This is a genomic window from Streptomyces sp. NPDC050704, assembly GCF_040654355.1.
Lineage (GTDB): Bacteria > Actinomycetota > Actinomycetes > Streptomycetales > Streptomycetaceae > Streptomyces.
The window spans coordinates 14,203-38,664 of the sequence record NZ_JBFAHW010000018.1 but is presented as its reverse complement, the minus strand read 5'-3'; the positions used below and the strand labels follow the sequence as shown (position 1 = coordinate 38,664).

General features: G+C 70.0%; 27 protein-coding genes and 3 pseudogenes. 9 read left to right on the top strand and 21 right to left on the bottom strand.

What is annotated here, in order from left to right:
* The first annotated feature begins 328 nt into the window (after positions 1 to 328).
* A complete protein-coding gene (locus tag AB0I18_RS12980; RefSeq protein WP_363105492.1) occupies positions 329 to 529 on the top strand; it encodes a hypothetical protein in 201 nt (66 codons plus the stop codon).
* Positions 530 to 647: 118 nt separating this feature from the next.
* Here AB0I18_RS12980 and AB0I18_RS12975 read toward each other — a convergent pair whose 3' ends face one another.
* From AB0I18_RS12975 to AB0I18_RS12950, 6 genes are all read right to left on the bottom strand, one after another.
* Positions 648 to 791, bottom strand: coding sequence for a hypothetical protein (locus AB0I18_RS12975; protein ID WP_363105491.1), 144 nt, complete (start codon positions 789 to 791; stop codon positions 648 to 650).
* 105 nt (positions 792 to 896) lie between these two features.
* Entirely contained in the window at positions 897 to 2,513 is a 1,617-nt protein-coding gene (locus tag AB0I18_RS12970; protein WP_363105490.1) for a tripartite tricarboxylate transporter permease, read from the bottom strand.
* 24 nt (positions 2,514 to 2,537) lie between these two features.
* On the bottom strand, positions 2,538 to 2,975 hold the full coding sequence (locus AB0I18_RS12965; protein ID WP_363105489.1) for a tripartite tricarboxylate transporter TctB family protein: 438 nt from the start codon (positions 2,973 to 2,975) through the stop codon (positions 2,538 to 2,540).
* Positions 2,976 to 2,977: 2 nt separating this feature from the next.
* A complete protein-coding gene (locus tag AB0I18_RS12960) occupies positions 2,978 to 3,997 on the bottom strand; it encodes a tripartite tricarboxylate transporter substrate binding protein (RefSeq protein WP_363105488.1) in 1,020 nt (339 codons plus the stop codon).
* Between the two features lie 37 nt (positions 3,998 to 4,034).
* Positions 4,035 to 4,244, bottom strand: coding sequence for a hypothetical protein (locus AB0I18_RS12955; protein WP_363105562.1), 210 nt, complete (start codon positions 4,242 to 4,244; stop codon positions 4,035 to 4,037).
* A 17-nt stretch (positions 4,245 to 4,261) separates the two neighbouring features.
* Positions 4,262 to 5,215, bottom strand: a complete 954-nt coding sequence (locus AB0I18_RS12950; RefSeq protein WP_363105487.1) for a 5-dehydro-4-deoxyglucarate dehydratase — start codon at positions 5,213 to 5,215, stop codon at positions 4,262 to 4,264.
* Positions 5,216 to 5,333: 118 nt separating this feature from the next.
* Here AB0I18_RS12950 and AB0I18_RS12945 point away from each other — a divergent pair, with 118 nt between their 5' ends.
* Positions 5,334 to 6,125, top strand: a complete 792-nt coding sequence (locus AB0I18_RS12945) for an IclR family transcriptional regulator (RefSeq protein WP_363105486.1) — start codon at positions 5,334 to 5,336, stop codon at positions 6,123 to 6,125.
* 370 nt (positions 6,126 to 6,495) lie between these two features.
* On the opposite strand, the pseudogene AB0I18_RS12940 reads toward AB0I18_RS12945, so the two are convergent.
* The 5 genes and pseudogenes from AB0I18_RS12940 to AB0I18_RS12920 all read right to left on the bottom strand — a co-directional run.
* Positions 6,496 to 6,585: pseudogene (locus AB0I18_RS12940) on the bottom strand (IS5/IS1182 family transposase); the annotation flags it as partial.
* 381 nt (positions 6,586 to 6,966) lie between these two features.
* Positions 6,967 to 7,914, bottom strand: coding sequence for a nuclear transport factor 2 family protein (locus AB0I18_RS12935; protein WP_363105485.1), 948 nt, complete (start codon positions 7,912 to 7,914; stop codon positions 6,967 to 6,969).
* 63 nt (positions 7,915 to 7,977) lie between these two features.
* Positions 7,978 to 8,697 (bottom strand): YceI family protein, encoded by a 720-nt coding sequence (locus tag AB0I18_RS12930; RefSeq protein WP_363105484.1) that lies wholly within the window; start codon positions 8,695 to 8,697, stop codon positions 7,978 to 7,980.
* Between the two features lie 91 nt (positions 8,698 to 8,788).
* Positions 8,789 to 9,604, bottom strand: coding sequence for an SDR family oxidoreductase (locus AB0I18_RS12925; protein WP_363105483.1), 816 nt, complete (start codon positions 9,602 to 9,604; stop codon positions 8,789 to 8,791).
* A 137-nt stretch (positions 9,605 to 9,741) separates the two neighbouring features.
* A pseudogene (locus AB0I18_RS12920) lies at positions 9,742 to 9,855 on the bottom strand (oxidoreductase); the annotation flags it as partial.
* Positions 9,856 to 9,960: 105 nt separating this feature from the next.
* Here AB0I18_RS12920 and AB0I18_RS12915 point away from each other — a divergent pair.
* Both AB0I18_RS12915 and AB0I18_RS12910 read left to right on the top strand, forming a co-directional pair.
* On the top strand, positions 9,961 to 10,536 hold the full coding sequence (locus tag AB0I18_RS12915; protein ID WP_363105482.1) for a TetR family transcriptional regulator: 576 nt from the start codon (positions 9,961 to 9,963) through the stop codon (positions 10,534 to 10,536).
* Positions 10,537 to 10,761 (top strand): annotated as a pseudogene (locus AB0I18_RS12910) (LLM class flavin-dependent oxidoreductase); the annotation flags it as partial.
* Positions 10,762 to 11,012: 251 nt separating this feature from the next.
* Here the strand turns inward: AB0I18_RS12910 and AB0I18_RS12905 are convergent.
* The 9 genes from AB0I18_RS12905 to AB0I18_RS12865 form a co-directional block, all read right to left on the bottom strand.
* The gene (locus AB0I18_RS12905; RefSeq protein ID WP_363105557.1) at positions 11,013 to 11,858 is read right to left on the bottom strand and encodes a class III extradiol dioxygenase subunit beta; all 846 of its coding nucleotides are present in this window, start codon (positions 11,856 to 11,858) and stop codon (positions 11,013 to 11,015) included.
* Between the two features lies 1 nt (position 11,859).
* Positions 11,860 to 12,219 (bottom strand): protocatechuate 4,5-dioxygenase subunit alpha, encoded by a 360-nt coding sequence (gene ligA / locus AB0I18_RS12900; RefSeq protein WP_363105481.1) that lies wholly within the window; start codon positions 12,217 to 12,219, stop codon positions 11,860 to 11,862.
* Between the two features lie 34 nt (positions 12,220 to 12,253).
* Positions 12,254 to 13,000, bottom strand: coding sequence for an SDR family oxidoreductase (locus AB0I18_RS12895; RefSeq protein WP_363105480.1), 747 nt, complete (start codon positions 12,998 to 13,000; stop codon positions 12,254 to 12,256).
* Positions 12,997 to 13,278, bottom strand: coding sequence for a muconolactone Delta-isomerase family protein (locus tag AB0I18_RS12890; protein ID WP_363105479.1), 282 nt, complete (start codon positions 13,276 to 13,278; stop codon positions 12,997 to 12,999). The genes AB0I18_RS12895 and AB0I18_RS12890 overlap by 4 nt, the downstream gene beginning before the upstream one ends.
* 21 nt (positions 13,279 to 13,299) lie before the next feature.
* Positions 13,300 to 14,016: an alpha/beta fold hydrolase gene (locus AB0I18_RS12885; protein ID WP_363105478.1), complete on the bottom strand. Its 717-nt coding sequence runs from the start codon at positions 14,014 to 14,016 to the stop codon at positions 13,300 to 13,302.
* Complete coding sequence (locus tag AB0I18_RS12880) at positions 14,013 to 15,059, bottom strand: aromatic ring-hydroxylating dioxygenase subunit alpha (protein WP_363105477.1); 1,047 nt, start codon at positions 15,057 to 15,059, stop codon at positions 14,013 to 14,015. Before AB0I18_RS12880 ends, AB0I18_RS12885 begins: the two co-directional genes overlap by 4 nt.
* A gap of 39 nt (positions 15,060 to 15,098) precedes the next feature.
* Entirely contained in the window at positions 15,099 to 16,133 is a 1,035-nt protein-coding gene (locus tag AB0I18_RS12875) for a PDR/VanB family oxidoreductase (RefSeq protein WP_363105476.1), read from the bottom strand.
* Between the two features lie 122 nt (positions 16,134 to 16,255).
* The gene (locus AB0I18_RS12870) at positions 16,256 to 16,549 is read right to left on the bottom strand and encodes a hypothetical protein (protein ID WP_363105475.1); all 294 of its coding nucleotides are present in this window, start codon (positions 16,547 to 16,549) and stop codon (positions 16,256 to 16,258) included.
* Positions 16,546 to 17,295: a PIG-L deacetylase family protein gene (locus AB0I18_RS12865; protein WP_363105474.1), complete on the bottom strand. Its 750-nt coding sequence runs from the start codon at positions 17,293 to 17,295 to the stop codon at positions 16,546 to 16,548. Before AB0I18_RS12865 ends, AB0I18_RS12870 begins: the two co-directional genes overlap by 4 nt.
* Before the next feature lie 205 nt (positions 17,296 to 17,500).
* On the opposite strand from AB0I18_RS12865, the gene AB0I18_RS12860 reads away from it, so the two are divergent.
* Entirely contained in the window at positions 17,501 to 18,184 is a 684-nt protein-coding gene (locus AB0I18_RS12860; RefSeq protein ID WP_363105473.1) for a 4-carboxy-4-hydroxy-2-oxoadipate aldolase/oxaloacetate decarboxylase, read from the top strand.
* Between the two features lie 48 nt (positions 18,185 to 18,232).
* The gene (locus tag AB0I18_RS12855) at positions 18,233 to 18,886 is read left to right on the top strand and encodes a GntR family transcriptional regulator (RefSeq protein ID WP_363105472.1); all 654 of its coding nucleotides are present in this window, start codon (positions 18,233 to 18,235) and stop codon (positions 18,884 to 18,886) included.
* Positions 18,887 to 18,956: 70 nt separating this feature from the next.
* On the opposite strand, the gene AB0I18_RS12850 is transcribed toward AB0I18_RS12855, so the two are convergent.
* Entirely contained in the window at positions 18,957 to 20,603 is a 1,647-nt protein-coding gene (locus AB0I18_RS12850; protein ID WP_363105471.1) for an AMP-binding protein, read from the bottom strand.
* Between the two features lie 406 nt (positions 20,604 to 21,009).
* Between AB0I18_RS12850 and AB0I18_RS12845 the strand changes: the two genes are divergently transcribed.
* The 3 genes from AB0I18_RS12845 to AB0I18_RS12835 all read left to right on the top strand — a co-directional run bounded on the left by AB0I18_RS12845 (position 21,010) and on the right by AB0I18_RS12835 (position 24,337).
* Positions 21,010 to 22,665, top strand: coding sequence for a histidine kinase (locus tag AB0I18_RS12845; protein ID WP_363105470.1), 1,656 nt, complete (start codon positions 21,010 to 21,012; stop codon positions 22,663 to 22,665).
* Positions 22,653 to 23,300, top strand: coding sequence for a response regulator transcription factor (locus AB0I18_RS12840; protein WP_151475520.1), 648 nt, complete (start codon positions 22,653 to 22,655; stop codon positions 23,298 to 23,300). Before AB0I18_RS12845 ends, AB0I18_RS12840 begins: the two co-directional genes overlap by 13 nt.
* Before the next feature lie 125 nt (positions 23,301 to 23,425).
* Complete coding sequence (locus AB0I18_RS12835; protein ID WP_363105469.1) at positions 23,426 to 24,337, top strand: SDR family NAD(P)-dependent oxidoreductase; 912 nt, start codon at positions 23,426 to 23,428, stop codon at positions 24,335 to 24,337.
* Positions 24,338 to 24,462: the final 125 nt, after the last annotated feature.

The following is a 24,462-nucleotide window of genomic DNA, read 5'->3' as shown; positions in this document are numbered from 1 at the left end:
TGGTGGCAAGCGTCGCGCAGGGCGGCGAGCGCCTGGCGGACTTCGGCGCCGGGCGCCGTGCAGCGGCTTCCGCATCCGACGTGGAGTTCGCCCCGGGCCCATCACGCCGGATCGCCGCACGGCGGTCAGACGCCTGTCCGGCAAACGCGAGATCCCTCAACCAGTCAGGCAGGCAATCTGCAGGACACGGGTGGTCTACGGAGACAGTCGATCCGCCGAAGCGCCCGCCCTACCCCTTTCGGCACTCGTTTTCTTTCCGCCGAACGCACGGGCAGCGAAGTACCCTCCTGCTTCGGCTTGACGCACCTGAGCGACCAGTCGCCTCGAAGTGCCCATCAGGTCGGGGCTCGCCCGCATGCAGGCTCGCGGCGAGCTGAGCGAGCGCGCCGACGTCACCGCACTGGCCACCGCCCTGCCGGCCGCCATCCGAGGCGGCATGCTGCTGTCCCAGGTCCGCCGATCGAGCACCGCATACCGACATGCCGTATCGACGGTGATCGACCACATCGAGAGCTACGTCCTTCGGTAACCGCTCGGACCTGCCGCTACTCCCGGCCAGACCGCCGAGCCGACGGCACCTCCGCGACCAGCAGGAGGAAACGCCTGGAACGAGGGACAACCGGTTCCAGGCCCGCATGCTGCTCTCCTCATGCTTTGTCCTCCGGATGCACCGCAAGCCTGTAAAGCTCCGCGATCCGCTCCTTGGCCGCGTCGGCCTGCGCGATGATCTCCCGCTCCCGTTCCTCCAGTCGTGCCGGCACCGCGCCGAGGGTGAGCTGATCGCCGGTCATACGGTGTGCCAGGACGGCGCGGTCGCTCCGGTCAGCCGACGCGGTATCACCGCGGTCATCGCCCAGTACACCAGTGCCCTGCAGCAGCCTGGCCCGGTCCAGGGCTCAGCCCGGATGCTGTGGCTCCTCGCTGGGGCCGCCGGGTTCGGCCGCCGTGCGGGGGTGGTCCGGGGTTCGCTCCGGGGTGGTCGTGGTGTCGGGGTGGGGGACGGGCGCGGGGGTGTCGGGAGGTGCGGGGGGCCGGAGCTTCTTGCGGAGGCTGAGGAGGGGCACGGCGACCGTGAAGACGACCACGAAGGCGAGCAGCGTGGCGGAGACGGGGCGGCCCAGGAAGCCGGTCACGTCGCCGTCGAACATCCGCATCGAGCGCCGGAAGTCTGTCTCCAGCAGGTTGCCGAGCACGAAGGCGAGGACGAGCGGGCCGGGAGGCAGACCGACCTTCTTCATCAGGTAGCCGACGACGCCGAGCACGACCACGGCGAGCATGTCGAACATGCTGGAGCGGATCGTGTAGACGCCGATCATGGTGATGAGCACGGTCAGCGGCGCCAGGATGCTGGCCCGGACGCGCAGCACGCGGACGAACAGCCCGATCAGCGGCATGCTGAGGATGATCAGGAACAGGTTCCCGATGTACATGGAGTCGATGACGCCCCAGAACACCTCGGGATGTTCGTCGATCATCTGCGGGCCCGGGGTCACGCCCGCCAGCAGCAGGGCGCCGAACATGACGGCCATGGTCGCGTTGGCCGGGATGCCGAGGGTGAGCAGCGGGATGAACGAGGAGGTGGCGGCGGTGTTGTTGGCCGCCTCCGGGCCCGCGACCCCCTCGATCGCGCCCTTGCCGAACCGCTCGGGCGTCCTGGAGGAGCGCTTCTCGACCGTGTACGCGACCATCGAGGCCATCGTGGCGCCGCCGCCGGGAAGGATGCCGAGGAAGAAGCCCACCACTGTCCCCCGGGCGATCGCCCACCTGGACTCCTGGAACTCCGCCCGACTGGGCCGGGCCCGGCCGACGCGGGGCTTCGGCGGGGCGCCCTGGCGGAGGCGTTCGAGGCTGTGCAGGATCTCGCCGATGCCGAACAGGCCCATGGCGAGGATGACGAAGTCGAGCCCGTCGGCGAGTTGGTCGCTGCCGAAGGTGTAGCGCTCGCTGCCCAGGAGCGGGTCGCGGCCCACGGTGGCGAGCAGCAGCCCGATGCTGCCCGCAAGGAGGCTGCGGCGCAGGGACCCGGTACTCAGGGTGGAGATCATCAGGATGCCGAGCAGCGCGAGCGCGGCGTACTCCGGCGGGCCGAAGGCCAGAGCCCAGCCCGCCACCAACGGGGCCGCCACGGTCAGCGCGACGATGCCTGCGGTGCCGCCGATGAAGGAGGCGATCGCGGCGATGCCGAGCGCCGACCCGGCCCGGCCCGTGCGGGCCATCTCGTGGCCGTCGATGGCGGTCACCACCGTCGACGCCTCTCCGGGCAGGCGGAGCAGCACCGAGGTGACCGTGCCGCCGTACTGGGCGCCGTAGAAGATGCCGGCGAGCAGGATGATCGCCGAGGCCGGTTCGAGGGTGTAGGTGACCGGCAGCAGGATGGCGATGGTGGCGGCCGGGCCGAGGCCCGGCAGCACGCCGACCAGCATGCCGAGGGTCACCCCGATCAGGCAGTACAGCAGGTTCTGCGGCTCGAAGACCACGCCGAAGCCGTCCAGTGCGGGAGCGAGGAAGTCCATCGGGTTCTCACAGGTGTCGAGGGATCAGAACGCGACGAGATGAGGCAGCGAGACGTCCAGCGCGACGATGAAGAGCAGATAGGACGCTGCACACCCGGCCAGCGCCACGGCCAGGCTGAGTCGCCAGCTGTCCCGGCCGAAGCCGCGCATCCACAGCACCAGCAGGAGTACGGTCATCACCTCGAAGCCCACCTGCTCGATGAGCAGGGTGTACACGACCAGCGACAGGGCCCCCAGGGCCACCACGGTGGTTTGCCGGCTGAACGGTTCCTGCTCGGTGTCCGCGCCGGGATTGAGGAGCAGCGAGGCGGACAGCGTCACCATGGCGAGGCTCACGATCAGGGGCCACAGACCGGGACCGGGGTCGGCGGGTGATCCCAGGCCCATCGATACGGCCGCAAGGGCGGCGAGGGCGCCGATGCCGAGCGGCACCAGCGCCCCCAGTCGTGCCTGGGTCCTCATGGTCAGCCCTCGCCCTTCAGGTCCAGATCGAACCTGTCGATGAGCTCGCCGTAGCGCATCTTGGCGGTCTCGACCTGCTTGACGACGGCGTCCGGCGAGGCCTCCCAGCGGCCGATGTAGTTGTTCTCCAGGAACTTGCCGTACTCCGAATCCTTGAAGGCCTTCTTCAGCGCCGCTCGCAGCTCGGAGACGACGTTGTCCGGCAGTCCAGCCGGGCCGGCGACCCAGCGGCGCTGGTCCACGACGACGTCGTGGCCGGACTCGACAGCGGTGGGCACGTCGGGCAGGAAGTCGATGCGCTCCTTGGCGAAAACCGCCAGTGGACGCAGCTTTTCGGACGTGAGATGGGGAGCGGCCTCGGCCACATGGACGGCGCCGACGTCCACCTGGCTGCCCAGCAGCGCGGTCACAGTGGGCGCGCCGCCGTCGAACGGGATGCCGCCGGCTTTGACGCCGGCGTTGCCGAAGAGGAGGGCCTGGGCCAGCTCGCTGCCGGTACCGGCGCCTGTGGTGCCGTACTTGACCGACTTCTTCGCGAGCAGGTCGTCGAGGGTCTCGATGTCCGACTTCGCCGGGACGACGAGGACGTAGTCCTCCACGGTCAGCCCGGAGATGACGTCCATGTCGGACATCTCGATGGGGTCATCGTCGACGACGGTGTGCGGGCCGATCGACATGAGCGACTGGAAGAGCATGACCAGGCTGTAGCCGTCGGACTTGCGGCCGAGGATCTCCTTGCCGCCCACGGCGCCGTTGGCGCCGGGCTTGTTCTCCACCACGACGGACTGTCCCAGGGGGTCCTCCAACGCCTTGGCGGCGGCGCGCGATATCAGGTCGGTGCTGCCGCCCGGGTCGGAAGGCGCGGTCCACTCCACGGTCTTGGTGGGATAGTTCTCGGCGTCTTCGCCGCTCCCCCCGCCGCCCTGGACCCCTCCGCACGAGGTCAGGGTGAGAAGCGCAGCGGCGCAGACAGCCGCGCCGGCAAGGTGCCGGCCCTGGCGCAGTCGGGCCTGGAACATCATTGTTCTCCTTCATGCGTGGGGTTCTGGCCGGCCGGGGTCACCACCGCGGGCGCGGTGGCTGCGTCCAGTCGGGGTGCTTGCGCCGCACGGCCACCACGTCGTCGCGGTCGTGGCACTGCGGCGTCGTCTCGACGAGGCTGCCGGGTGTGTACGGCTGATGCGCACCAAGGAAGTTGAACAGCGGCGGGTCACTGATGAGGATGGGGGTGACGGTCACCTTGACGATGCGAGGCGCGCTGCTGAGCACGACGGTCCCTCACTTCCTCACCTGTCCGTTGCGAGCGCCAGGCCGGTGTGCAGGAGGGCTTCGAGCTGCCCCAGGTGGTCAGGGGCCGGTTCCATCAGGGGCGCGCGGACCGGGCCGACCGGGGCTCCGCGGAGCCGGGCCGCCGCCTTGACCAGGGACACCGCGTAGCCCGTGCCCTGGTCGCGCAGTTCGACGAGGGGCAGGTAGAACTCCCTCAGCAGGTGTTCCATTCTTGGGTGGTCTCCGGCCCGGTGCGCCGCGTAGAAGGCGCCCGCGATCTCGGGTGCGAAGGCGTGGACCGCCGAGGAGTAGGCGGGGATGCCGATGCTCGCGTACGCCCGTACCTGCATCTCGGCGGTGGCCACGCCGTTGAAGAACAGCCAGTCGCCTGGCGCCACCAGCCTCAGCCGCTGCATCTGGTCGAGGTCGCCGTGCCCGTCCTTGAGGCCGACAACGCCGTCGACCGTGGCCAGTTCCCTTGCCGCGGCTGTGCTCAGCTTCACCTGCCCGCGCTGGTAGACGATCAGGGGAAGGGACGAGCCGCCCGCCACCGCGCGGACATGGTCCACATATCCGCGCTGCGGGGCGGAGATGAGGTAGTGCGGCATGAGCAGCCCGGCGTCCGCGCCGGCCCCCTCTGCGAGCCGGGCGAACTGCAGCCCGAGCGACCAGCCGTACCCGACGCCGGCCACCACCGGGACCTGTCCCGCCACGACCTCGACGGCGGTGCGTACGACGGCGTGGTACTCCTCGGCGGACAGTGAGAAGAACTCACCGGTTCCGCAGGCGACGAACATGGCACCCGGGCCGGCGGCGAGCTGCGCAGCCAGGTGGGTGCGGAAGCCGTCGAGGTCGAGGCCGCCTTCGGCGTCGAAGGATGTCAGCGGGAAGGACAGGACACCCTGCGCCATCCCCTTGCGCAGCCGATCCGCCGTCTCGCGGTCACGCTCGATATCCCGAGTCGTCTCCATGCGCGCCACCTGTCTTCGTATGTAGACAGTTGTCTTGTGATGGAGAGCATGGCTACATGGCTGATAACCGTCAAGCATCGGTGCAAGAATTCTTCGAGTGCGTTCGGAAGGGGTGGCGATGAGTGAGCCTGAGGCGGTCAGCGGCGTACGGGGCGTCAAGTCGGCAGCCCGTACGGTCGAGTTGCTCGAGCTCCTGGCCGCGCGGCAGAACCGGCCCGCCCGGCTGCGAGAACTCAGCGAGGCCCTCGGCGCCCCACGCAGCAGCGTCTACGCTCTGCTGCGAACACTGACGGAGCACGGCTGGGTCCGCACCGATCCCTCCGGCACGCTCTACAGCGTCGGCATCCGAGCCCTCCTCGCGGGGACGACCTACCTGGACGCGGACCCTTATCTGCGCATCGTCCAGCCGCTGATCAACGACCTGAGCGCCAGGCTCGACGAGACCATCCACTACGGGCGACTGGACCGCACGGACATCGTCTATCTGGCGACGCACGAATCCAGCCAGTACCTCCGCCCCTTCAGCCGGGTCGGCCGCCGGCTCCCGGCCTTCAGCACGGCACTGGGCAAGGCGCTGCTCGCCGAGCGGCTGGACACCGACCTGGCCGACCATGTCCCCGACACGCTGAAGCCCCTCACACCGAACACCCACACCGACCGCGACGCTCTGATCAAGGACCTGCAGGCCACCGCCGAGCGCGGATACGCCACCGACAACGAGGAGAACTTCGTCGGCGTCGTCTGCTACGGATTCTCACTCCGGTTCACCACGCCTCCGATCGACGCGATCAGCTGCTCGATCCCCATCGACCGGCTCAACCCCGCGAGGACCGAGGAACTCATCGAGGCCATGCGGCTCACCCGGCAGTCGATCGAGCGGATGGCGCCGATCGACCACACGATGCCGTAGGGCGTTCGCCCGACGGGACAGCCGCTGCCCGAACCGTTGACCAGGCAGGCCGTGACGATCGCGTCCGTGCCGTCGCCGCACTTGGCCGGTTCGGGCAGTGCTGGGACTGTGAGACTGCCGCCGTGCGGGGCATTGTCCAGGGGCAGTTGCCATTGGTGTCGTTCCCCACCTCGAGCGGGGTCCCCAGCCAGGCGAAGTGCACCAAAGTCAGCGCGATCAGTGCTGCCAGGAAGACCGCAGGTGGTATCAACAAATTCAGGTACCGGCGCTTCTGATGCCGCTTGCGGTGGGCTCGGCCCACGTCGCGGGTCCAGAGTTCGGCCAGGCGGAGGGTGAAGGTGGGGGTGGGGGTCACCTCGGACGGCTTGATGACGAGCGCGGCGAGGCCGAGAAAGGCCAGGTAGTTGCGGGAGTGGCGTTCGTAGCGGGGGCCGAGTCGGCGGTAGCCCGACAGCCGGGAGGTTGGGTCGGCCGCGCGGCGAGGTGCCTGCCGTGGCAGGTCCTGCTCCGCGCGGCCTCCCGCCTAACCGGACATGACGGTTTCCCGGTCATCCGGCCCTCCAGCGACTACTGCGTAAATGGATTGGCAGGCCGCCTTGAGTGGATTCGGTCATGGCAGGTATCGCAGGCCACAACGGTCTTGCGACGCCGGTGCGGCATTACGCGCGCCCGGTCGAAGGCCGCCACCTGGCAAGCGCGAGGTCGGCGAGAGCACGGACATGAGGCACTGGCCGGCGATTCCCGCCGACCGCTGCCGCTGGAGTGGGATCCCACCGAACCGTGCCACCAGTGGCTTCCTGTTCTTCCGATGGTTATAGCAAGCCCTCGTGGTGGAATCGGCTCAGAACATGGTGTTGTCGTTGAGGGGAGGGCTCGACGGCACGACCTGGACGGAGTCCCAGTGTTCGAGGATCTTGCCGTCCTTGCCGACGCGGAAGATGTCCACGACGGCCTGGCCGCGGTCCTCGGGGTTGAGGCGGTAGTGGGCGTGGATCGCCACGAGGTCGCCTTGGGCGATGACGCGCTTGCGTTCCACGATCAGGTTCGGGAACTGCTGGAAGAAGTTGGTGAACTGCTCGCGCAGGCCGGCCGAGCCGTTGGGGATGGTCGGGTTGTGCTGGTAGTACTCCGGCGTCAGGTACCTGACCGCGTCGGGGTTCTTGTCGACGAGGAGTGTGTCGAAGTAGGCGGTGGCCACCTTCTGGCTGAAGGGGGTCATCCAGCGAGGGCCGGGCTGGTTGGTGCGCGGCCGGCTGACCGTGCCGAACATGTCGTTGCCGTTGACGGTGGTCTCCGGTACGTCCTGGACCACGTCCCAGTGCTCGGCGATCATGCCCTTCTTGTCGAAGCGGAAGATGTCGACCACGGACGAACCGCGGGTGCCGGGCTCGTAGACCGGGTTGGAGTGGACCATGACCAGGTCGCCCTGGGCGAGGACCCGCTTGACGTTGTACACGTGGTCCGGGAACCGCGCGGTCCAGTCGCGGATGAAGTTCTTGATGGCCTCCCGGCCGTCGCGGGCCGCCGGGTTGTGCTGGATGTAGTCCGCACGGATGTACTGGTCGGCGACGCTGAGGTTGCCTTCCTCGAAGAGCTGCCTGAGCACGTGGACGGCGACGCGCTTGTTGCGCTCCTCGGCGTGGGGGTTCGCCTGCCGGGAGTCCGCGACGGTCAGGGAGGAGGCGGGAGCGGACGCCGTGGCGGCGGGCACGAATCCGGCCATGGATGCGATGGTCGCCGTGGCCAGCAGAGCGGCGCCGGTCCTCCTGGACAAGTGGGTCTTGCTCATGACGGTGTTCTCCAATACGGGTGCGATGAGCGATGCGTTACGTGGTGGCCGTGGGCGGCGGAATCACGCGGGGCTGAAGGCGAGGAGGAACTCGACGGTCCCCTCGTCCTCGACGGTGATCCCGCCGAAGTTCGGTGCGTCGATGCCGTAGTCGGCGAAGGTGACGGGGATCGAGCCGTTCACGCGGAAGCCGTCGGCGGTGCGCTGGGCGGTGAGGTCGAACGTGACGGAGTTGGTCTGGCCGTGGATGGTCAGATCCCCCGTGGCCTTACCGGTGACCTGTTCGTTCACGTCCGGCACCGAGCCGAAGTCCACGGGCTCGGTGAGCTCGAAGGTGGCGTTGGGGTACCGCTCGGTGTTCATGACCCGGCCGCGGAACTGGCCGTCGCGCTGGTCGGAGTCGCTCCGCACCGAGGCCAGGTCGACGGTGAAGCTCCCGCTGGCAGCCCGGGTGCCCTCGATCTCCAGCTCTCCGGTGACCTCTTCGGTACGGCCCACGGCCGTGACGTTCTGGCCGAAGAGCACCTCGTCGACGCGGTAGCCGGCCTGCGAGCCGCTCCCGACCCGCCAGCTGCCCTCGACGTTCTGGCCCGCCTGATCGCCGGAGCCGGAGCCGGATGTGCTCTCCGGTGCGGCCGGTGGACTGTCGAGTGACAGCGCGGCTGGTGGGTCGTCCTGGATGTAGTTGATGTAGACGTACGGGCCTCCGACGCCCACGAGGGCGGCGGCGGCAATGCCGATGATCAGCCAGCGCTTCCAGCGTCCGGGTGTGGTGCGTGCCATTGGTTCCTCCGAGAGGCAGACGATCGGATAGTTGATCTTGAAAGTTCAAGCAATAGGGCAGAAAGTCCCCTGGGTCATGAATGCCATGGGGTCAGCCGTGGGCGGCGAGGGAGACGTGCTCCCATTCGGCCCAGGTGGCCAGCTTGCGCGCGTAGTGGTCCTTGGCCAGCTGGATCGGCGGCCTGCCGAAGAACACCCGCAGCGGCGGGTTCTCGGCGTCCACGATCGTCAGCAGGGCGGGTCCGACGGCCTTCGGGTCGCCCATGTCGGACAGGTCCAGGCCCTCGGCCAGGGCCTGGCGGACTCCGTCGTAGAGCGGGTCGGGCTCGGAGTTGACCGCGGAGGCGCCGGGCCAGTCGGTGGGGTAGGGGCCGGGCTCGACCAGGGTGACCTTGATGTTCTGCCCGGCGACCTCGGCGGCCAGGGCCTCGGACAGTCCCTCCACCGCCCACTTGGAGGCGGCGTAGACACCGAGGCTGGGGAAGGAGAGCACGCCGCCGACGGAGGAGACCTGGACGATGTGGCCGCCGCCCTGGGTGCGCAGCAGCGGCAGCGCGGCCTGGGTGACCCAGAGGACGCCGAAGAAGTTCGTTTCCATCTGGTCGCGCGCCTCCGCCTCGGTCAGCTCCTCGACCATGCCGAAGTGGCCGTAGCCCGCGTTGTTGACGACGACATCCAGACGGCCGAAGTGTGCGTGGGCCTTGTGGACCGCGTCGAACGCGGCGGTCTTGTCGGTGACGTCCAGGGACAGTGCGAGCAACTGCTCGCCGTAGGTGATCGCGAGGTCCGCCAGGAACTCCGTGTTCCGCGCGGTCGCGGCGACCGAGTCTCCGCGATCCAGCGCGGCTTCGACGAACGAGCGGCCGAAGCCGCGGGACGAGCCGGTGACGAACCAGGTCTTGGACACGAGAACCTTCCAGCGGGAAAAGGGAGTTGATGGAATATGGAATGGGAGGTCAGGCCAGGAGCTGCTCGGAGACCTGCCACAGGCGCGCGGCCACCTCCGGGTCCACGGCGTGCGCGGCGACCCCGGTGTTGGTGCCGGGCCGGTGCGGAGGTGACGACGGCGCGGCGGCCGGTGAGATCCGTGCCCGCGATGACGTCGGCGGCCGTGGATCCGGCGTGGAAGGGGGTGGTGATGCGTGTGCTCGTGGTCATGTCGGCACGTGCTCCCGGTTTGCTACGATCAAAAATCGGAGGCTCCTCCGTTTTGCTTGAACTTTAAGCGGAGGGGCCTCCGATTGTCCAGGAGGAAGGAATGCTGTGACCGGCAACACACGCGGACTGCGTGCCGACGCGCGCCGCAATCGGCAACGCCTGCTCGACGTGGCTGTACGCGCCTTCTCCGAGCGGGGCACGGACGCGTCGCTGGAGGCCATCGCCAAAGAGGCCGGTGTGGGCATCGGCACGCTGTACCGGCACTTCCCCACCCGGGAGGCCCTGCTTGAGGCCGCATACCGCAACGAGGTCGCGCGGGTCTGTGACAGCGCCGAGGAACTGCTGGCTCAGTACCCGCCCGACCAGGCGATGCGGGTGTGGATGGACCGGTTCATCGACTATCTGGCCACCAAGCAGGGCATGGCGGACGCGTTGAAGGCCGTCATCGCCTCCGGTGACTCGGACCCGTTCGCCGAGAGCCTGGACCGGATCAGCACGGCCATCAGCACGCTGCTGAAAGCCGGGGCCGAGGCGGGCGTCCTGCGCTCCGACGTCGACCCTCTCGACGTCGGCTTCAGCCTCGGCGGCATCCTGCTGATCACCACCGACAAGGGGCTGCGCGACCGCGCGGGCCGCATGCTCGATCTGCTCCTCGACGGACTCCGCTACCGCGCCGGCTGAGCGGGCGCGGCCGCGGAGGAGACCGGCATCAGCCGTCTCTCCGTCATGGACCACTACTTCCAGATGGAGGCGTACGGCCTCACCGCGACGGAGCCCATGCTGGAGGGCCACACCACCCTCGGCCATCTCGCGGCCTGCACCTCGACGACCCGGCTCGGCCTGCTCGTCACCGGGGTGACGTACCGTCATCCCGGGCTGCTGGCCCAGATCGTCACCACGCTCGACGGCTTCGCCGAGTACGCCGCGTTGGGCATCGACGAAGCCATCGTCGACCCGCCGGACGGCGCCCCGGCGCGCTGGATCGAGCACCGCGCGGTGGCGAAGGCGCTGGCCGGACTGGGCTGACGGCGTGATGAAAGGGCCCCTCGTGCTCCACGAGCACGAGGGGCCCGCCGCACGACGGTCGCAGACGCAGAAGGAAGTCAGCGGCTCCCGGCGGTGATGTGGAGAATGGCGCATGAGCCACCGGACAGCCGTCAGCAACGAGCGCTCAGGTTCTCGAACAGCACCATCCCGGCCGCGGTGTTCGACGCGGGCACGTGGTACGTCTCGTGCACGCGGCGGATCCGGGGACCCAGCGCACCGCGCATGATCAGCCACATGATGAGTTCGATGCCCTCGGAGCCGGCCTCGCGGATGTACTCCTCGCGGGTCAGCGCCGCCAGCTTCTCAGGGTCGTGCTCGATCGCGTCGAGGAACATGCGGTCGAAGTCCTGGTTGATGAGTCCCGCCCGGGCGCCCGCCAGCTGGTGGGACATGCCTCCGGTGCCGAAGACGGCGACCTTGAGGTTCTCGGGGAAGGACCGGATCGCCGCGCCGAGCGCGTGGCCCAAGGCCAGGCAGCGGGCGGCGGTCGGCTGCGGGTACTGGATGACGTTCACCAAAAGGGGGACCACCGCGCACGGCCAGCTTTCACCGGGGTCGGGACAGTACACCGACAACGGCACCGTCAGACCGTGGTCCACGTCGAGTTCCTGGAACACGGTGATGTCGAAGGACGCGTCGACGAGGCTCTCGACGAGGTGGTCGGAGAACTCCGGGGCGCCGGTGACGACCGGGACGGGGCGGCTCCCCCACCCCTCGTCGGCCACTGTGTACGACGGGGCCGTGCCGACCGCGAAGGTCGGCGTGACACTCAGATCGACCGCGTTGGCGTGGTCGTTGTAGACGACGACGGCCACGTCGGGGGTGTGCCGGGCCATCCACTCACGCGCCGGCGCGTACCCGTCGAACAGTGGCTTCCAGTACGGATCGTCGGTCTTTCCGTGGTCCATGGCCGCACCGATCGACGGCACGTGCGAGGTGGCCAGTCCCCAGATCACCTCAGCCAAAGCTCCGCCCTCCCGCTTCGAGCGCCTGTGCGAACTCCTCGGTGGTCATGCCGGTGAAGACACCGCCGAGGTACTGCATGGACTTCTGGTCGACCATGGCGAGCTTGAAGACGTAGAAAATGGAGCCGCCCAGCTCCATCATCCGGTTCCAGTCCCGGTGCAGGACGGCGTCCCGCTGCTCGGCCGTGAGGCCGTACGCGTCGCAGTAGGCGGCTTCGTCGGCCTTGAACTTCGCCCGGTTCTCGGCGTGTTTGAGCGAACCGCAGAGCCGGTTCAGGGCCTGTCCGCGGCGGCTTTCCGCGGCGTCGAAGACGTAGGTGCCGGGGACCTTCGGCGTGCTGCTGGACGACATCCCGTTGCTCTCCTTCCGTGGTGTGCGGTGTCGGTCAGTGCAGGAGTCCGCCGCCGTCGCAGACGAGCGTCTGGCCGGTGACCATGACCGCGTCCGGGGAGGCGAGATACGAGACCAGCCCCGCGAAGTGCTCCGGGGTGACGAACTCCTTGATCGCCTGCCGTCGCATGGTCGCGGCGAAGAGCTCGTCGCCCGAGTGCGCCCGGGTCCCGGGGGTCGCGACCTGGGCGGGCGCCACCGCGTTGACCGTGATCCGGTGCTCGCCCAGTTCGCGCGCCATCACCCGGGTCATGCCGATGAGCGCGCCCTTGCCTGCCACGTAGGCGATCTGGCCCGGCGCGCCGGTGAAGAAGGTGCGGGACGCCACATTGACGACGCGCCCGCGGTACGGGCTCTCGCGCAGCCACGGCACGCACGCCTGCACCATGAGCAGCGGGCCGACGGCGTTGACGTCGAAGAAGCGGTGGAGTTCCTCAGGGGTGGTCTCCAGCAGACTGGCCCGGCCGGACAGCAGACCGGCGTTGTTGACCAGGACGTCCACACCGCCGTACGCCTGGACTATCCCGTCCACCGTCCGGCGGGTCGCCGCCGGGTCGCTGACATCGCAGCGCCAGTGCCGTACCCCGGGGACGACCCCGCTCGTACCGTCCGGTTCGGCGATGTCCAGTGCGGCGACGGCGAACCCGTCCGCGGCCAGCCTGTGGACGATGGCGCTCCCCAGGCCACCCGCAGCGCCCGTGACGACCGCGACCCGGGAGCCGTCGCCGTCCGAACCCGTCACGGTGCCTTCTCCTGCGGATGGGTGGCGAGCGCTTCCACGGTGATGTCCATCCACTTCCACATCGGCAGCGAGACCAGGGCGTCGTGCAGCTCCGCCGGATCGGCCGCCTCGTACAGGCCGATCGTGGCGCCCCGGCCCGGGACCCGCCACAGTCGCTTGAGGATGCCCGCCTCCCGCAGCTGCATGGCCCGTTCACGCTCGCTGTTGCGCAGGGACTCGCGGATGTCGTCGGGGGTGTCCGGAGGCAGGGTGTTCTCGGTACGGACGAGGAATTCCATACGGGCGTTCCTTCACGGGGGTCAGGCTGCGGCGATCTCCAGCAGCAGTTCGGCCAGTTCACCGGGGGCCGTGACCATGGCCTCGTGTCCGGTGGCGATCTCGTGGACCGGCCAGCCGCGGACGGCGGCACGCTCGGCGTGCGGGGTGAACACCCGCATCCAGTCGGTGCATTCGACGAAGACACCGGCGACCTGGTCCGCCTTGCCGGTCAGCCGCAGCGGCTCGGTGTACGTCAGCCACGGGTGCGGGGTCAGCCGGGGACCGAGCCAGTCGAGGTCCGCCTGGTCATCGACGCCGAGCACGCTCAGCGAGCGCACCGGGATGAGCCAGCCGAAGCCGGGCCCGGACACGGACTCCCGGTAGTGCCCGGCGACCTGAGCGGGCAGCAGGTCGATCGCCGCGTCCCCGTCGTCGCCGACGAAGGCGTCGAGATGGACCCGCTTGGCCAGGCGGTCCGGGACGCGGTCCGCGACGCCGGTGACGACCTGGCCGGCGTAACTGTGCCCGACGAGTACGACGTCCCGGGCGTCGTGGGCCTCGATCAGCGCCACCACGTCCTGGACGTGCGTGCTGAGCCCGACCTGCGGACTGAGGAGATGGGCACGGTCGCTCACCCCGGTCAGCGTGGGCGTGTGCACCTCGTGCCCGGCCGCGCGCAGCAGCGGTGCCACGCGCTGCCAGACCCAGCCGCCGTGCCAGGCTCCGTGGAGGAGTACGAAGACGTGGCGGCCGCTCATGCGGATGCCCTGGTGCGCGGGGCGCTGTCACCCTGCTGTTCGCGGGCCAGCATCTTCGCCACCGCGCGGCGTCCGCGCAGTGCGGCGAGGTCGGACCTGATGCTGGACTCGGCTTTGCCGCCCGGATCGGTGGCGTACATCACCTCCTGTGCCTCCAGGGCGTCGACGTCCTCCTGCATCACCGCGAGCTGCTGCTCGTGCTGGAATTTCGTCAACTCCTCGTCGTGGATGAGGTAGTCGCGGCCCAGGGCGTAGAAGTCGTGCGTCTCGTTGCCGCGCCCCGGCGTCATCCCGTACAGCACCTTCATGTGGAAGCCGTCCGGTTCCTCGGTCCCGGTGGCCGCAACGCGGATGTTGAGGACGAAGATGCCCGGCGGGTAGAAGTCGCCGTCCTGCCAGCGGTCCACCGGAGAGGTCAGCCCGCAGGACTTCTCGTAGAACGGCGGGGCCTCGATCCCGACCATCCGGCGGCTGAAACCGACGCGGTCGCCGTCCACGGTCACGTCGATCGGGGTGGCGGCGACGGCGGCGTTGCCGATGCTCGTCGGGTGCAGGAACGTCTCGTGGGTGAGGTCGAGCAGGTTCTCCAGGAGCAGCAGGTGCCGGGCCTTCAGCGGGACGACGCCGTGCACGTGGGTCCAGTCGGGATCGGTGAGCCACGAGGTGTCGGGCAGCAGGCTCTCGTCGGCCAGTTCGGGGGCACCGGGCCAGATCCAGATGACGCCGTCCCGCTCGACCAGCGGGAAGCGGCGCAGGGCCGCCTTGGGCCGGTCGGCCTGCTCGGCGACCCCGACGCACACGCCCTGGCCGTCGAAGCGGTAGCCGTGGTAGTCGCACTGGAGGATGCCCTCGTCGTCCAAGTGCCCCTGGGACAGCGGGTACTTGCGGTGGGGGCAGCGGTCCTCGATCGCGGTGACGGTTCCGTCGGGCAGCCGGTAGAAGCAGACCGGGAGGTCCGTGATCCAGCGCTGCGTGAGGGACCGGCCGATCTCGTCGGACCAGGCTCCCAGGTACCAGCCGTTGCGGACGTGCTGAGTGAGCATGGCGGCTCTCTCCTTTCAGAAATCCGGTCAGAAGTCCGGTCAGAGGTCCAGGACGAGGCGGCCGCCGCGGGCGCGGGAGACACAGATCAGCATGGTGTCGCCGGCGGCCCGCTCGTCATCGGTGAGCAGGGAGTCCCGGTGGTCGATCTCGCCCGCCAGGACGGCGGTCTCGCAGGAACCGCAGATGCCCTCCTCGCAGGAGGACATGACCGGTGCGCCCGCCGCTTCCACGGCCCTGAGCACCGACTGTCCCGGCTGCACGGTGAGCGTCACCCCCGACGAGCGCAGCTCCACCTCGAACGGTTCGTCGCCCTCGCCGTCACCGGAGTGCCGCCCCGGGGCCGCGGCGAACCGCTCCACGTCGAGCGATCCCGCCGGCCAGGTGGCGCAGTGGGCCTCGACCGCATCGATCAGCCCGGCCGGGCCGCAGCAGTACACCAGGGTGGAAGGAGAGTGTTCACCGAGGTGACCGGCGAGGTCGAGCAGGCCGTACTCGTCCTGCGGCCGTACGGTCACGCGCTCGCCGTAGCCCTCCAGCTCGGACAGGAACGCCATGGACGCGCGGCTCCGGCCCCCGTACAGCAGGGACCAGTCGGCCCCGGCCGCGTCGGCCTCGGCGATCATCGGCAGCAGGGGGGTGATGCCGATGCCGCCGGCGACGAACAGGTACCGCCTGGCCTGCCGCAGCGGGAAGTTGTTGCGCGGGCCGCGTATCCGCAGCTCGCTTCCCTCGCGGACGTTGTCGTGGATCCACTGGGATCCGCCGCGTCCGTCGGGCTCCCGCAGCACCGCGATGCGCCAGCAGTCGGTGACGTCCGCCGGGCCGCACAGCGAGTACTGGCGGACGGCGCCTGTGGGGAGAACCACGTCGATGTGCGCGCCCGGCTGCCAGCGCGGCGGGGGTACCCCGTCGTGCGGTGCGAGCAGCAAGGAGGTGACACCGTCCGCCGCCGTCCGCCGGGACAGGACGGTGACTGTGCCGTCGTACTCGGTCTCAAGTGGCGCCGGGCTGGTCGCGGCTGCGGCCGTCCCGAGCGGGAGCGCGTCCAGGGCGGCGGTCGACGGGCTCGTCATGTGCGTCATCTCCTCGGCACGGTCGGTGGCGCGGTGGCACGTTCGACGCTAGTCGCGGGGAATGCGCAGGTCATCGCGCTAATGACCGGACCCGGACGGAGGAAGGTCACGCCCCCCCTACGTCATTCGTCGCGCCCACCGGGCCCCCGGCCGTGCCGCGGGGTCTGGTCGAGATGGATGTGCAGCGGGTGGTCCGTGGTCCAAAGGGCCTCCACCACGGCGTGCAGATGTTCGGCGTCGACCCGCCACAGAGGTTCGCCGTAACGGTCGTCCCGCGTGACGCCGTTCGACGGGACGACGTCGGTCAGCAGCTCCTGGTGAACCGGGGAGCCGTCCGGGTCGTCGGCCCCCCGCGCGAACCCCACGAACAGGGACGTGTCGCGGAAAGGCACCCAGATGTGCGTCGCCGACGTCATGCCAGCACTCCCGTCGTCTCGGGGTAGAGCCGCACGTACGCCTCGCCCATGGTCGTGTGGGGCAGGCCGAGGTTGGGGCCGGCGTTGCGCTTCAGCTGGACGCCGCGCCGCTTGGCGAGGTCGGTGTAGTAGTCCCACATGTGCTGCTGGGCGGCCAGGCGCTCCATGGCCTTGCGCTTCTTGTCGAAGACCGGAGTGATGTCCAGCAGGACGTTGGGCTTGAAGTCGCACTGCTCCGGCTGGTGCGGTTCGAAGAAGAACACAGGGGGAGCGCCGAGCGGTTCGCCGGGCGCGTCGTAGCCGATCGCCTGGGCGAGCACGCGGGCCTGGAGTGCCATGCGGGCGGCGGCCGGGTGGTCGCCGTTGTAGGGGTCGGCGAGGGTGTGGGTGAGGACGACCGCGGGGCTCACCTCCCGGTACACGCGGACGATGCGGTCCACCAACTCCGGTGTCTCCAGCAGCGGGTAGTCCCCGGCGTCGAGGAACTCGATCTCCGCGCCCAGCGCGGCTGCGGCGTTCGTGGCCTCGGTGCGGCGCAGTTCCTTGATCTCGTCCAGGCGCAGGCCGTCGCGCCAGGCCCGGGCGGACTCGCCGCGCTCGCCGAAGCTCAGGCACAGCACCTTCACACGCTGACCGCGTTCGGCGGCCAGCGCGATGGCGCCACCGGCCCGCCAGACGAAGTCGCCGGCGTGCGCGCTGACGACCAGCAGCGCGCCCTCGGGCGGAGTGGACGTGTCGTGGGTCATGAGGAGCTCCTTGGGATCGAGTGCGAAGGGGTGCGTCGACCGGTGCCGTACGAGCTCCGGTTCCGCAGGGTTGTTTTCGCGAGAGGAGTGCGGGACGAAGGAAGTTGGTCCCGCAGATGTCACAATATCGCTGACGTTATTGTTGACAATACTGCTGACGTAGGGAATTCTCCTGGCACCGAACCTGGAGAAAGCCGGAGGAGACGTGCCGAACCGCCATCTCGTCGTCAGGAACATCACCCGGCCCACCGCCGAGGTCGTCGCGCGGCTCGCGCAGGCCGGGGTGTCCACGGTCCACGAGGCCATCGGCCGCCGCGGCTTCGCGGGGACCGGTCTGCGGCCGAACCAGCGGAACGCGCGCATAGCCGGCCCGGCGGTGACGGTGAGTTCCCACCCAGGGGACAACCTCATGATCCATGCCGCCGTCGAGGTCTGCCGACCGGGCGACATCCTCGTGGTGACGACCACCTCGCCGTCCACCGACGGCATGTTCGGCGATCTGCTGGCGACCTCCCTCGCCGCTCGGGGCGTCATCGGGCTGGTCACGGCGGCCGGGGTGCGCGACACCGCCGAGCTGCGGGAGATGGGCTTCCACGTCTGGGCCCGGTCGGTGTCCGCCCAGGGCACGGTGAAGGCATCCCCGGGCTCGGTCAACGTGCCCGTGACGCTGGGCGGGGTGTCCGTACACCCAGGTGACGTCATCGTCGCCGATGACGACGGCGTGGTCGTGGTGCCCCTCGCCGAGGCCGGAGAAGCGGCGGAACTCGCCGAGAAGCGGATCGCCAAGGAGGCAGCGACGCGCGAGGTCCTGCGCTCCGGGACGCTGGGCGTCGACTACTACGGGCTCCGTGCCAGGCTCGCCGAACTGGGCGTCACCTACCAGGACTGACCGCCGGCCTTCTCGCCCTGGACCTGCGGTGGACGGGGACCGCACACCGTGAGCACTTCTGTGGAAAACGACGTCGCCGGTGCGATCCGGGCCGCGCTGCCGCGCGGTGACTACGTGCCGCGACAGCGCCTGATCGATGCGGACCTCTGCGAACAGTTCGGCGCCGGCCGCTCCCGGGTGCGGTCGGCACTCCGGCAGCCGGCGACGGAGGGCCTGTTCGAGATCCAGCGCAACCGCGGCGCCCGCGTCCGGGAGATCTCCTTCGCCGAGGCGGTCGAGGTGACGGAGGTACGGATGGTCCTGGAGGGCCTGATCGCCGCTCGCGCGGCCGAGCGGGTCAGCCCCGCGCAGGCCGAGGAACTTCGCACGATCGGTGCGGACATGGCTCGGGCGGTCGCCGACGGCGAACTGATGGCGTACAGCGACCTCAACGCCCGTCTGCACCGCCTTGTGCGCGACATCGCCGGCCACGAGACCGCCCACCAGGTCGTCGAACGGCTGCGGGCCCAGGTGGTCCGGCACCGGTTCATGCTGTCCCTGGTCCCGGGGAGGGCCCGCGCGTCGCTGCCCCAGCACCAGCGGATCACCGCGGCGATCGCCGCCGGGGACCCGGTGGCGGCCGAGACGGCCATGCGGGACCACGTGGCGAGCGTGGTGGAGGCGCTGCGGGCGCTCGGAGCCCGCCAGGGGCGCGCGAGCTGAGGCACGGCGAGGCGGCAGGGCACGATGTGCCCGGCCGCCGTTCCCGTTCAGGGCTTCAGGCACTCGACTGTCACATTCCGTCGCCGGCACCCGCGTCGGCGTCCTGGACCGTCTTCCTGGCCCAGGCGACTTCGAGCTTGCCGGTGGGGGTGCGCGGCAGGACGTCCGTCAGGACGACGGAACGCGGCACCTTGTAGCCGGCGAGGCCGCGCCGGACCCAGTCGCGCAGCTCCTCGCCGGTGGCCGTGGTACCGGGAGGGACCGCCACGACGGCTGCCACCCGTTCTCCCCAGGTCTCGTCGGGGACGCCGACGACGACGCAGTCCTTCACCGCGGGGTGCGAGAGCAGGACGTTCTCGACTTCCTGCGGGTGCACCTTTTCCCCGCCGGTGTTGATCACGCCGGAGCCGCGTCCGAGGAACCGGATCGCGCCGTCGGCCTCGATTCGAGCCAGGTCGCCGGGGATCGCGTACCGGACCCCGTCGATGGTGCGGTACGCCTTCGCGCTCTTGTCGGTGTCCTTGTAGTAGCCGAGCGGCATGGGCCCGCAGTAGGCGAGGACGCCCGTCTCGTCGCTGCCGGGTTCGAGGAAGCGGTCATCGGAGCCGATCACCCGTGTCGCGGGCACGGGGCGGAAACGCGAGGGCAGATCCGCTACCGAGGAGGTGATCGCGAAGGCGAAGGGGCCCCCTTCGCTCGATGCGATGGCTTCGGTGATCGTGACGTCGGCACGTTCGTGCAGCGCTCTCTTGAGGGGATCGCTGAGTGCGGTGCCGGAGCTGATCATCCTGCGCAACGAGCGCAGGTCGTGCGGCGTCCCGGCCTTCTCGGCCCGCAGGAGTTCGTCGACGAGCGGGCGGCACACGGCGTTGCCCGCGATGATCGCCGTGTCCACCTGCTGCTCGGCGATCATGTGCCAGACGTGTTCCGGGTCGAGGCCGCCCGATCGTGCCGTGACCGCCCGGCCTCCCGTCATCAGGGCGCCCATGGTGTTGAACAGCCCGGTGGCGTGCATCAGGGGTACGACGGGCATGGTGGTCGGCGCGCGGCCTTCGTGGCGTGCCTTGACGGCGATGGCCACGGCCTCGTCGAGGCTCGCGGGGAGTTCGGTGACTCCGAGCGGGTGGTAGTACGGGACCACGTGGGCGCGCAGCAGGTCGCTCAGCTGCCAAATGACGCCCTTGGGCTTGCCGGTGGTCCCGCCGGTGTACATGAACAGCTGGTCCGTTCCGGACCGTCGTTGCGGCTCGCGCGGCGCGTGCGCCGTCAGTAGCTCCTCCAGTTCGGGCACGGCGGGACCGGCCGGGCCGTCGGCGGTTGGATCGCCCGCCCTCACCAGCAGCTTCAGCGTGCGTACGTGTCCGGCGGCGTGCGTGACCCGGTCGGCCAGGGCGCCGCTGAAGACGAGCGCGGCGGCGTCGGCGTCGGTGAGGAGTTCGGAGAGTTCCTCGCCGGTGTAGCGGTAGTTGGCGTTCACTGGCACGGCGCCGAGCTTGAAGGCGGCGAAGACCGTCTCCAGGTAGGCGGAACCGTTGAACAGGTAGCAGGCCACGGTGTCGCCCTCGCGCACCCCGGCCGCTTCCAGCGCGGCGGCCAGCCGTGACGCGCGCTCGTCGAACTCCCGGTAGGTGGTGTCACGGCCGGGCTCGGTGATGGCGACGGCGTCGGGAAGCGCACGGGAGACCGCCTCCCAGATCGTGCCGATGGACACGTCCATACCTCAGGACCTCCTCGTCCTCGGGGCGGGGGCAGACCGCACGGCCGGGCGCGGCCGGAGCGCCCCGTGGATGTCTCGGGGGAGCAGCGATCCACGGGGCGCTTCTTCCTCACCGTAGGCGGGGCGCACTCCTTGAGGAACGCGTGCAATGACTCGACCGGCTCGGCGTTTCGACAGGGCGGTGAACAGGACGAATGACGTAGATCCGCTCCGAATCCGCCGGGCTACGATGCTGGGGCGATCGCGAGTCGCCCCAGTCCGCTCACCGACTGACGCGTTCTCCTGACGCAGCGCATCCGCGTGGCGAACCGGCACGGCGAATCCAACGCGTCGGATCGGCATCACGACGGACTTCGACAGCAGGGTCCAACGCCCGCCGATCACGACGACGATGAGGAGGTCGGTCATGTCCGCATCACCCGTGGGGTGGGACGAGGTCGCCGCCGTCGCGCCGGACGGCCTGGCGGTACTGGACTGCGTCGGCCGGTTCGTCCGCCTCAACCCCGCGGGGGTCGCGATGTGCGGCGCACCCGAGGAGGCCGACCTACTCGGTAGGACATCGCCGTTCGCGCTGGCGGAAGGGGCCACCGGCGCGTGCCGGGCAGGGCTGCTGGAGGAGCAGTCGGACGAGCGCGTGGCTCACTGGATGCCCGCCTCCGGGACCCGCCGGGAGTTCGCCTACCGGGCCCGCGGCCTGCCGGGCGACCCGAAGTTCACGGTGGTGTCGTTCCGCGACGTGACCGACGAGTGGCACCGGCAGCGCAGGATCGCGGCGATAGCCCAGTCGTCGATCGCACTTGCTTCGGAGGGCTCGCTCGGCTCGACCCTCGACGCCGTGGCCCGGCAGATCGTCCAGACCGACGGCCTGGCCGGCGTGCAGATCCTCATCCTGGACAGCACGGGCCGCGAACTGCGGCTGATGGGCTCGGCGGGGCTACGGCACTGGGACGCGTTCCTCGACCGGCTGCTGGAGTGCCGCGACCGCGGCGCCCGGCTGCGCATGCTGGACACCCTGCGGGAACGCAAACCGATCGTCGTCCCCCACCGGTGGGCCCAGATCCGCGAGGATCCGGCCTGGGAACCGCTGCACGCCTACCTCGGGGAGCTCAACTGGGACTCCTTCGTCAGTGTTCCGCTGATGGCGCGCGGCCGACCCGAAGGCGTGCTCAACGCGTACTTCGCACCCGGTCAGGAGATCGGCGGCCGGACGCTGGAGTTCCTGGCCGCCATGGCGGAGCAGGCCGCGCTCGCCGTCGACTACGCCACGCTGCTGCAGCGCGAACGTGAAGGGGCCCGCCGCAACGAGCGCCAGCGCCTCGCCCGCGACCTGCACGACTCGATCGTCCAGCAGGTGTTCTCCATCGGCATGCAGGCCAACGCCGTCGGAGTGCTGGGGGCGCGTGACGGGCCGGTGCCGGCGGAGGCGGTCCGGCAGTTCGCGGAGGAGGTCCGGGCCCTGTCGCAGACGGTCCTCGCCGACCTTCGGGCGATGGTGCACGAACTGCGTCCCGCCTCCTCCACCCGGCTCGGCCTGGAAGAGGCGGTGAGCGCACTCGTCAAGAGCACCGAGAACCGGACGGGTCTCAGCTTCCGACTGCTGTTCGGCGCGGAGCTGAACGCGGTCGAACCCGACCTGGCGGAGGACATGTACCGGATCGTCGCCGAGGCCATCCACAACGTGGTCAAACACGCGGAGGCCACCACCGTCACCATCCGCCTCGGCGTACGCGACCACACCCTCACCGCCGGCGTCCGTGACGACGGTCGCGGACTCGCGGCATCCGGCGGGCGCGGCGGCTCGGGGCAAGGAGAGGGCGACGGGCGGACGACCGGCGCGCACTGGGACCACGGCTACGGACTGACGACCATGCGGGAAAGGGCGGAACGATGGGGCGGCGCCATGAGGATCAGATCCGGGAAGAGCGGTACGGCGGTACGGGTCGTCATACCCCTGCCCGTACGGGTGCCGGAGCCCCCGGACACGGAGCCGGACGGCTCACGGAGCACTCCGCGGGCGGTGCCGTTTCCGGAGACACCGGACCCCGCCCCATCCGGGTCCTGATCGTCGACGACCACGCCGTCGTACGCCGCGGGATCCGCGCCTACCTCGAGGTCCTGGACGACATGGAGGTCGCCGCTGAGGCCGCCGACGGACAGGAGGCGCTCACCCGGCTCGACGCGATGGCCGCCCACCAGGAACTCCCGGACGTGGTGCTGATCGACCTGCTCATGCCCAGGATGGACGGGGCGACGGCGATCGGAGTGATCAAGCAGCGCCACCCAGGTCTCCGGGTCGTGGTGCTCACCAGCTTCGGCGAGATGGAACGCGTCCACGCGGCGCTCGCCCAGGGAGCCGCAGGCTACCTGCTCAAGGACGCCGAGGCGGGTGAGGTGGTCGCCGCCATCCGCGCGGCCGCCCGGGGCGAGGTCTTCCTCGACCCCGCGGTCGCCAGGGGGCTGACCCAGGAGATCGTTTCGCCACCGACCGGGCTGGCCTCGCTCACCGGCCGGGAACGCGACGTGCTCGTACTGGTCGCCGAGGGACGGTCGAACCAGCAGATCGCCGACGAGCTGGTGATCAGCGAGCGCACCGCCCGCACCCACGTGAGCAACGTCCTGCGCAAGCTCCGGCTCACCTCCCGGACCCAGGCCGCGCTGTTCGCGGTGCGGCAGGGTCTGGTTCCGCCGCAGGGCTGACCGCGACGGATGTCCTGGGCGGTTCAGGACACAGGTCCGCCGCAGGTGCCGTCATCAGCGGGTTCCTCCCGGGCCCGGAGCGTTCCTACGCTCAGGGGTACCGACCCCCGGCTTAGGAGGACAGCATGCTCGACGGCAAAGTCGCCATTGTCACAGGTGCGGGCCGAGGCCTGGGAAGGGCCTACGCCCGCGCGCTGGCGGCGGCGGGCGCCGCCGTCGTCGTGAACGACCTGGACGCCGACGTGGCCGCGGAGACGGTCGACGTCATCACGGGCGCGGGTGGAACAGCCGTCGCCCGTGTCGGCGCGGTCGGCGGTGCCGAGTTCGCCGACGGGCTGGTCCGGCGCGCGGTGGACGAGTTCGGCCGGCTCGATGTGATGATCACCAACGCCGGTGCGCTGCGCGACAGGACCCTGCGCAACACCACCGACGACGACTTCGACGTCGTCGTCACCAGCCATCTGCGCGGTACGTTCACCTGCGGCCGCGCGGCGGCGGCCCGTTTCCGTGAACAGGGAGAGGGCGGTCGGCTCATCCTGGTGGGATCACCGGCGGGGCAGCGTGCGAGCTTCGGCCAGACCGCGTATTCGGCTTCCAAGGGCGCGATCGTGGCGATGACGCGCACCTGGGCCGTCGAACTCGCGAAGATCGACGTCACGGTCAACGCCATCGTGCCGACCGCGCTGACGCGCATGGTGGCGACCATGCCCCGGATAGGTGACCTCGTGGCAAAGGTCGACGCGGGGGAACCCGTACCCGAGGCCCTCCGGCGGCAGGGTCTCGGTTCGCCGGACGACGTGGCGCCGGTGATCGTGTATCTGGCGTCGAAGGAGTCGGCCCACGTCACCGGGCAGGCCATCGCCGCCGGGGGCGACCGGATCGCCCTGTGGACGCATCCCGGTGAGGCCGAGGAGCGGTTCCGGCAGGGCGGCTGGACCGCCGAGTCGGTCGCCGAACTCTTCTCCAGTGCCTATGCCGACCGGCTCCAGGACTTCATGCCCACGCCCCTCGACCTGGATGCCTTCGAGGAGGCGTGACGCGCATCGGCCCCCGCCATCGAGGTCCGTACGGCGGGCAGCGGCTCCTCCCAGGCCTTCCTTCCCGTGCTTCCTGGTCTTCGCCCGTCTCGTGCGCTCGCGACACCGAACGAAGGGGCGCACCT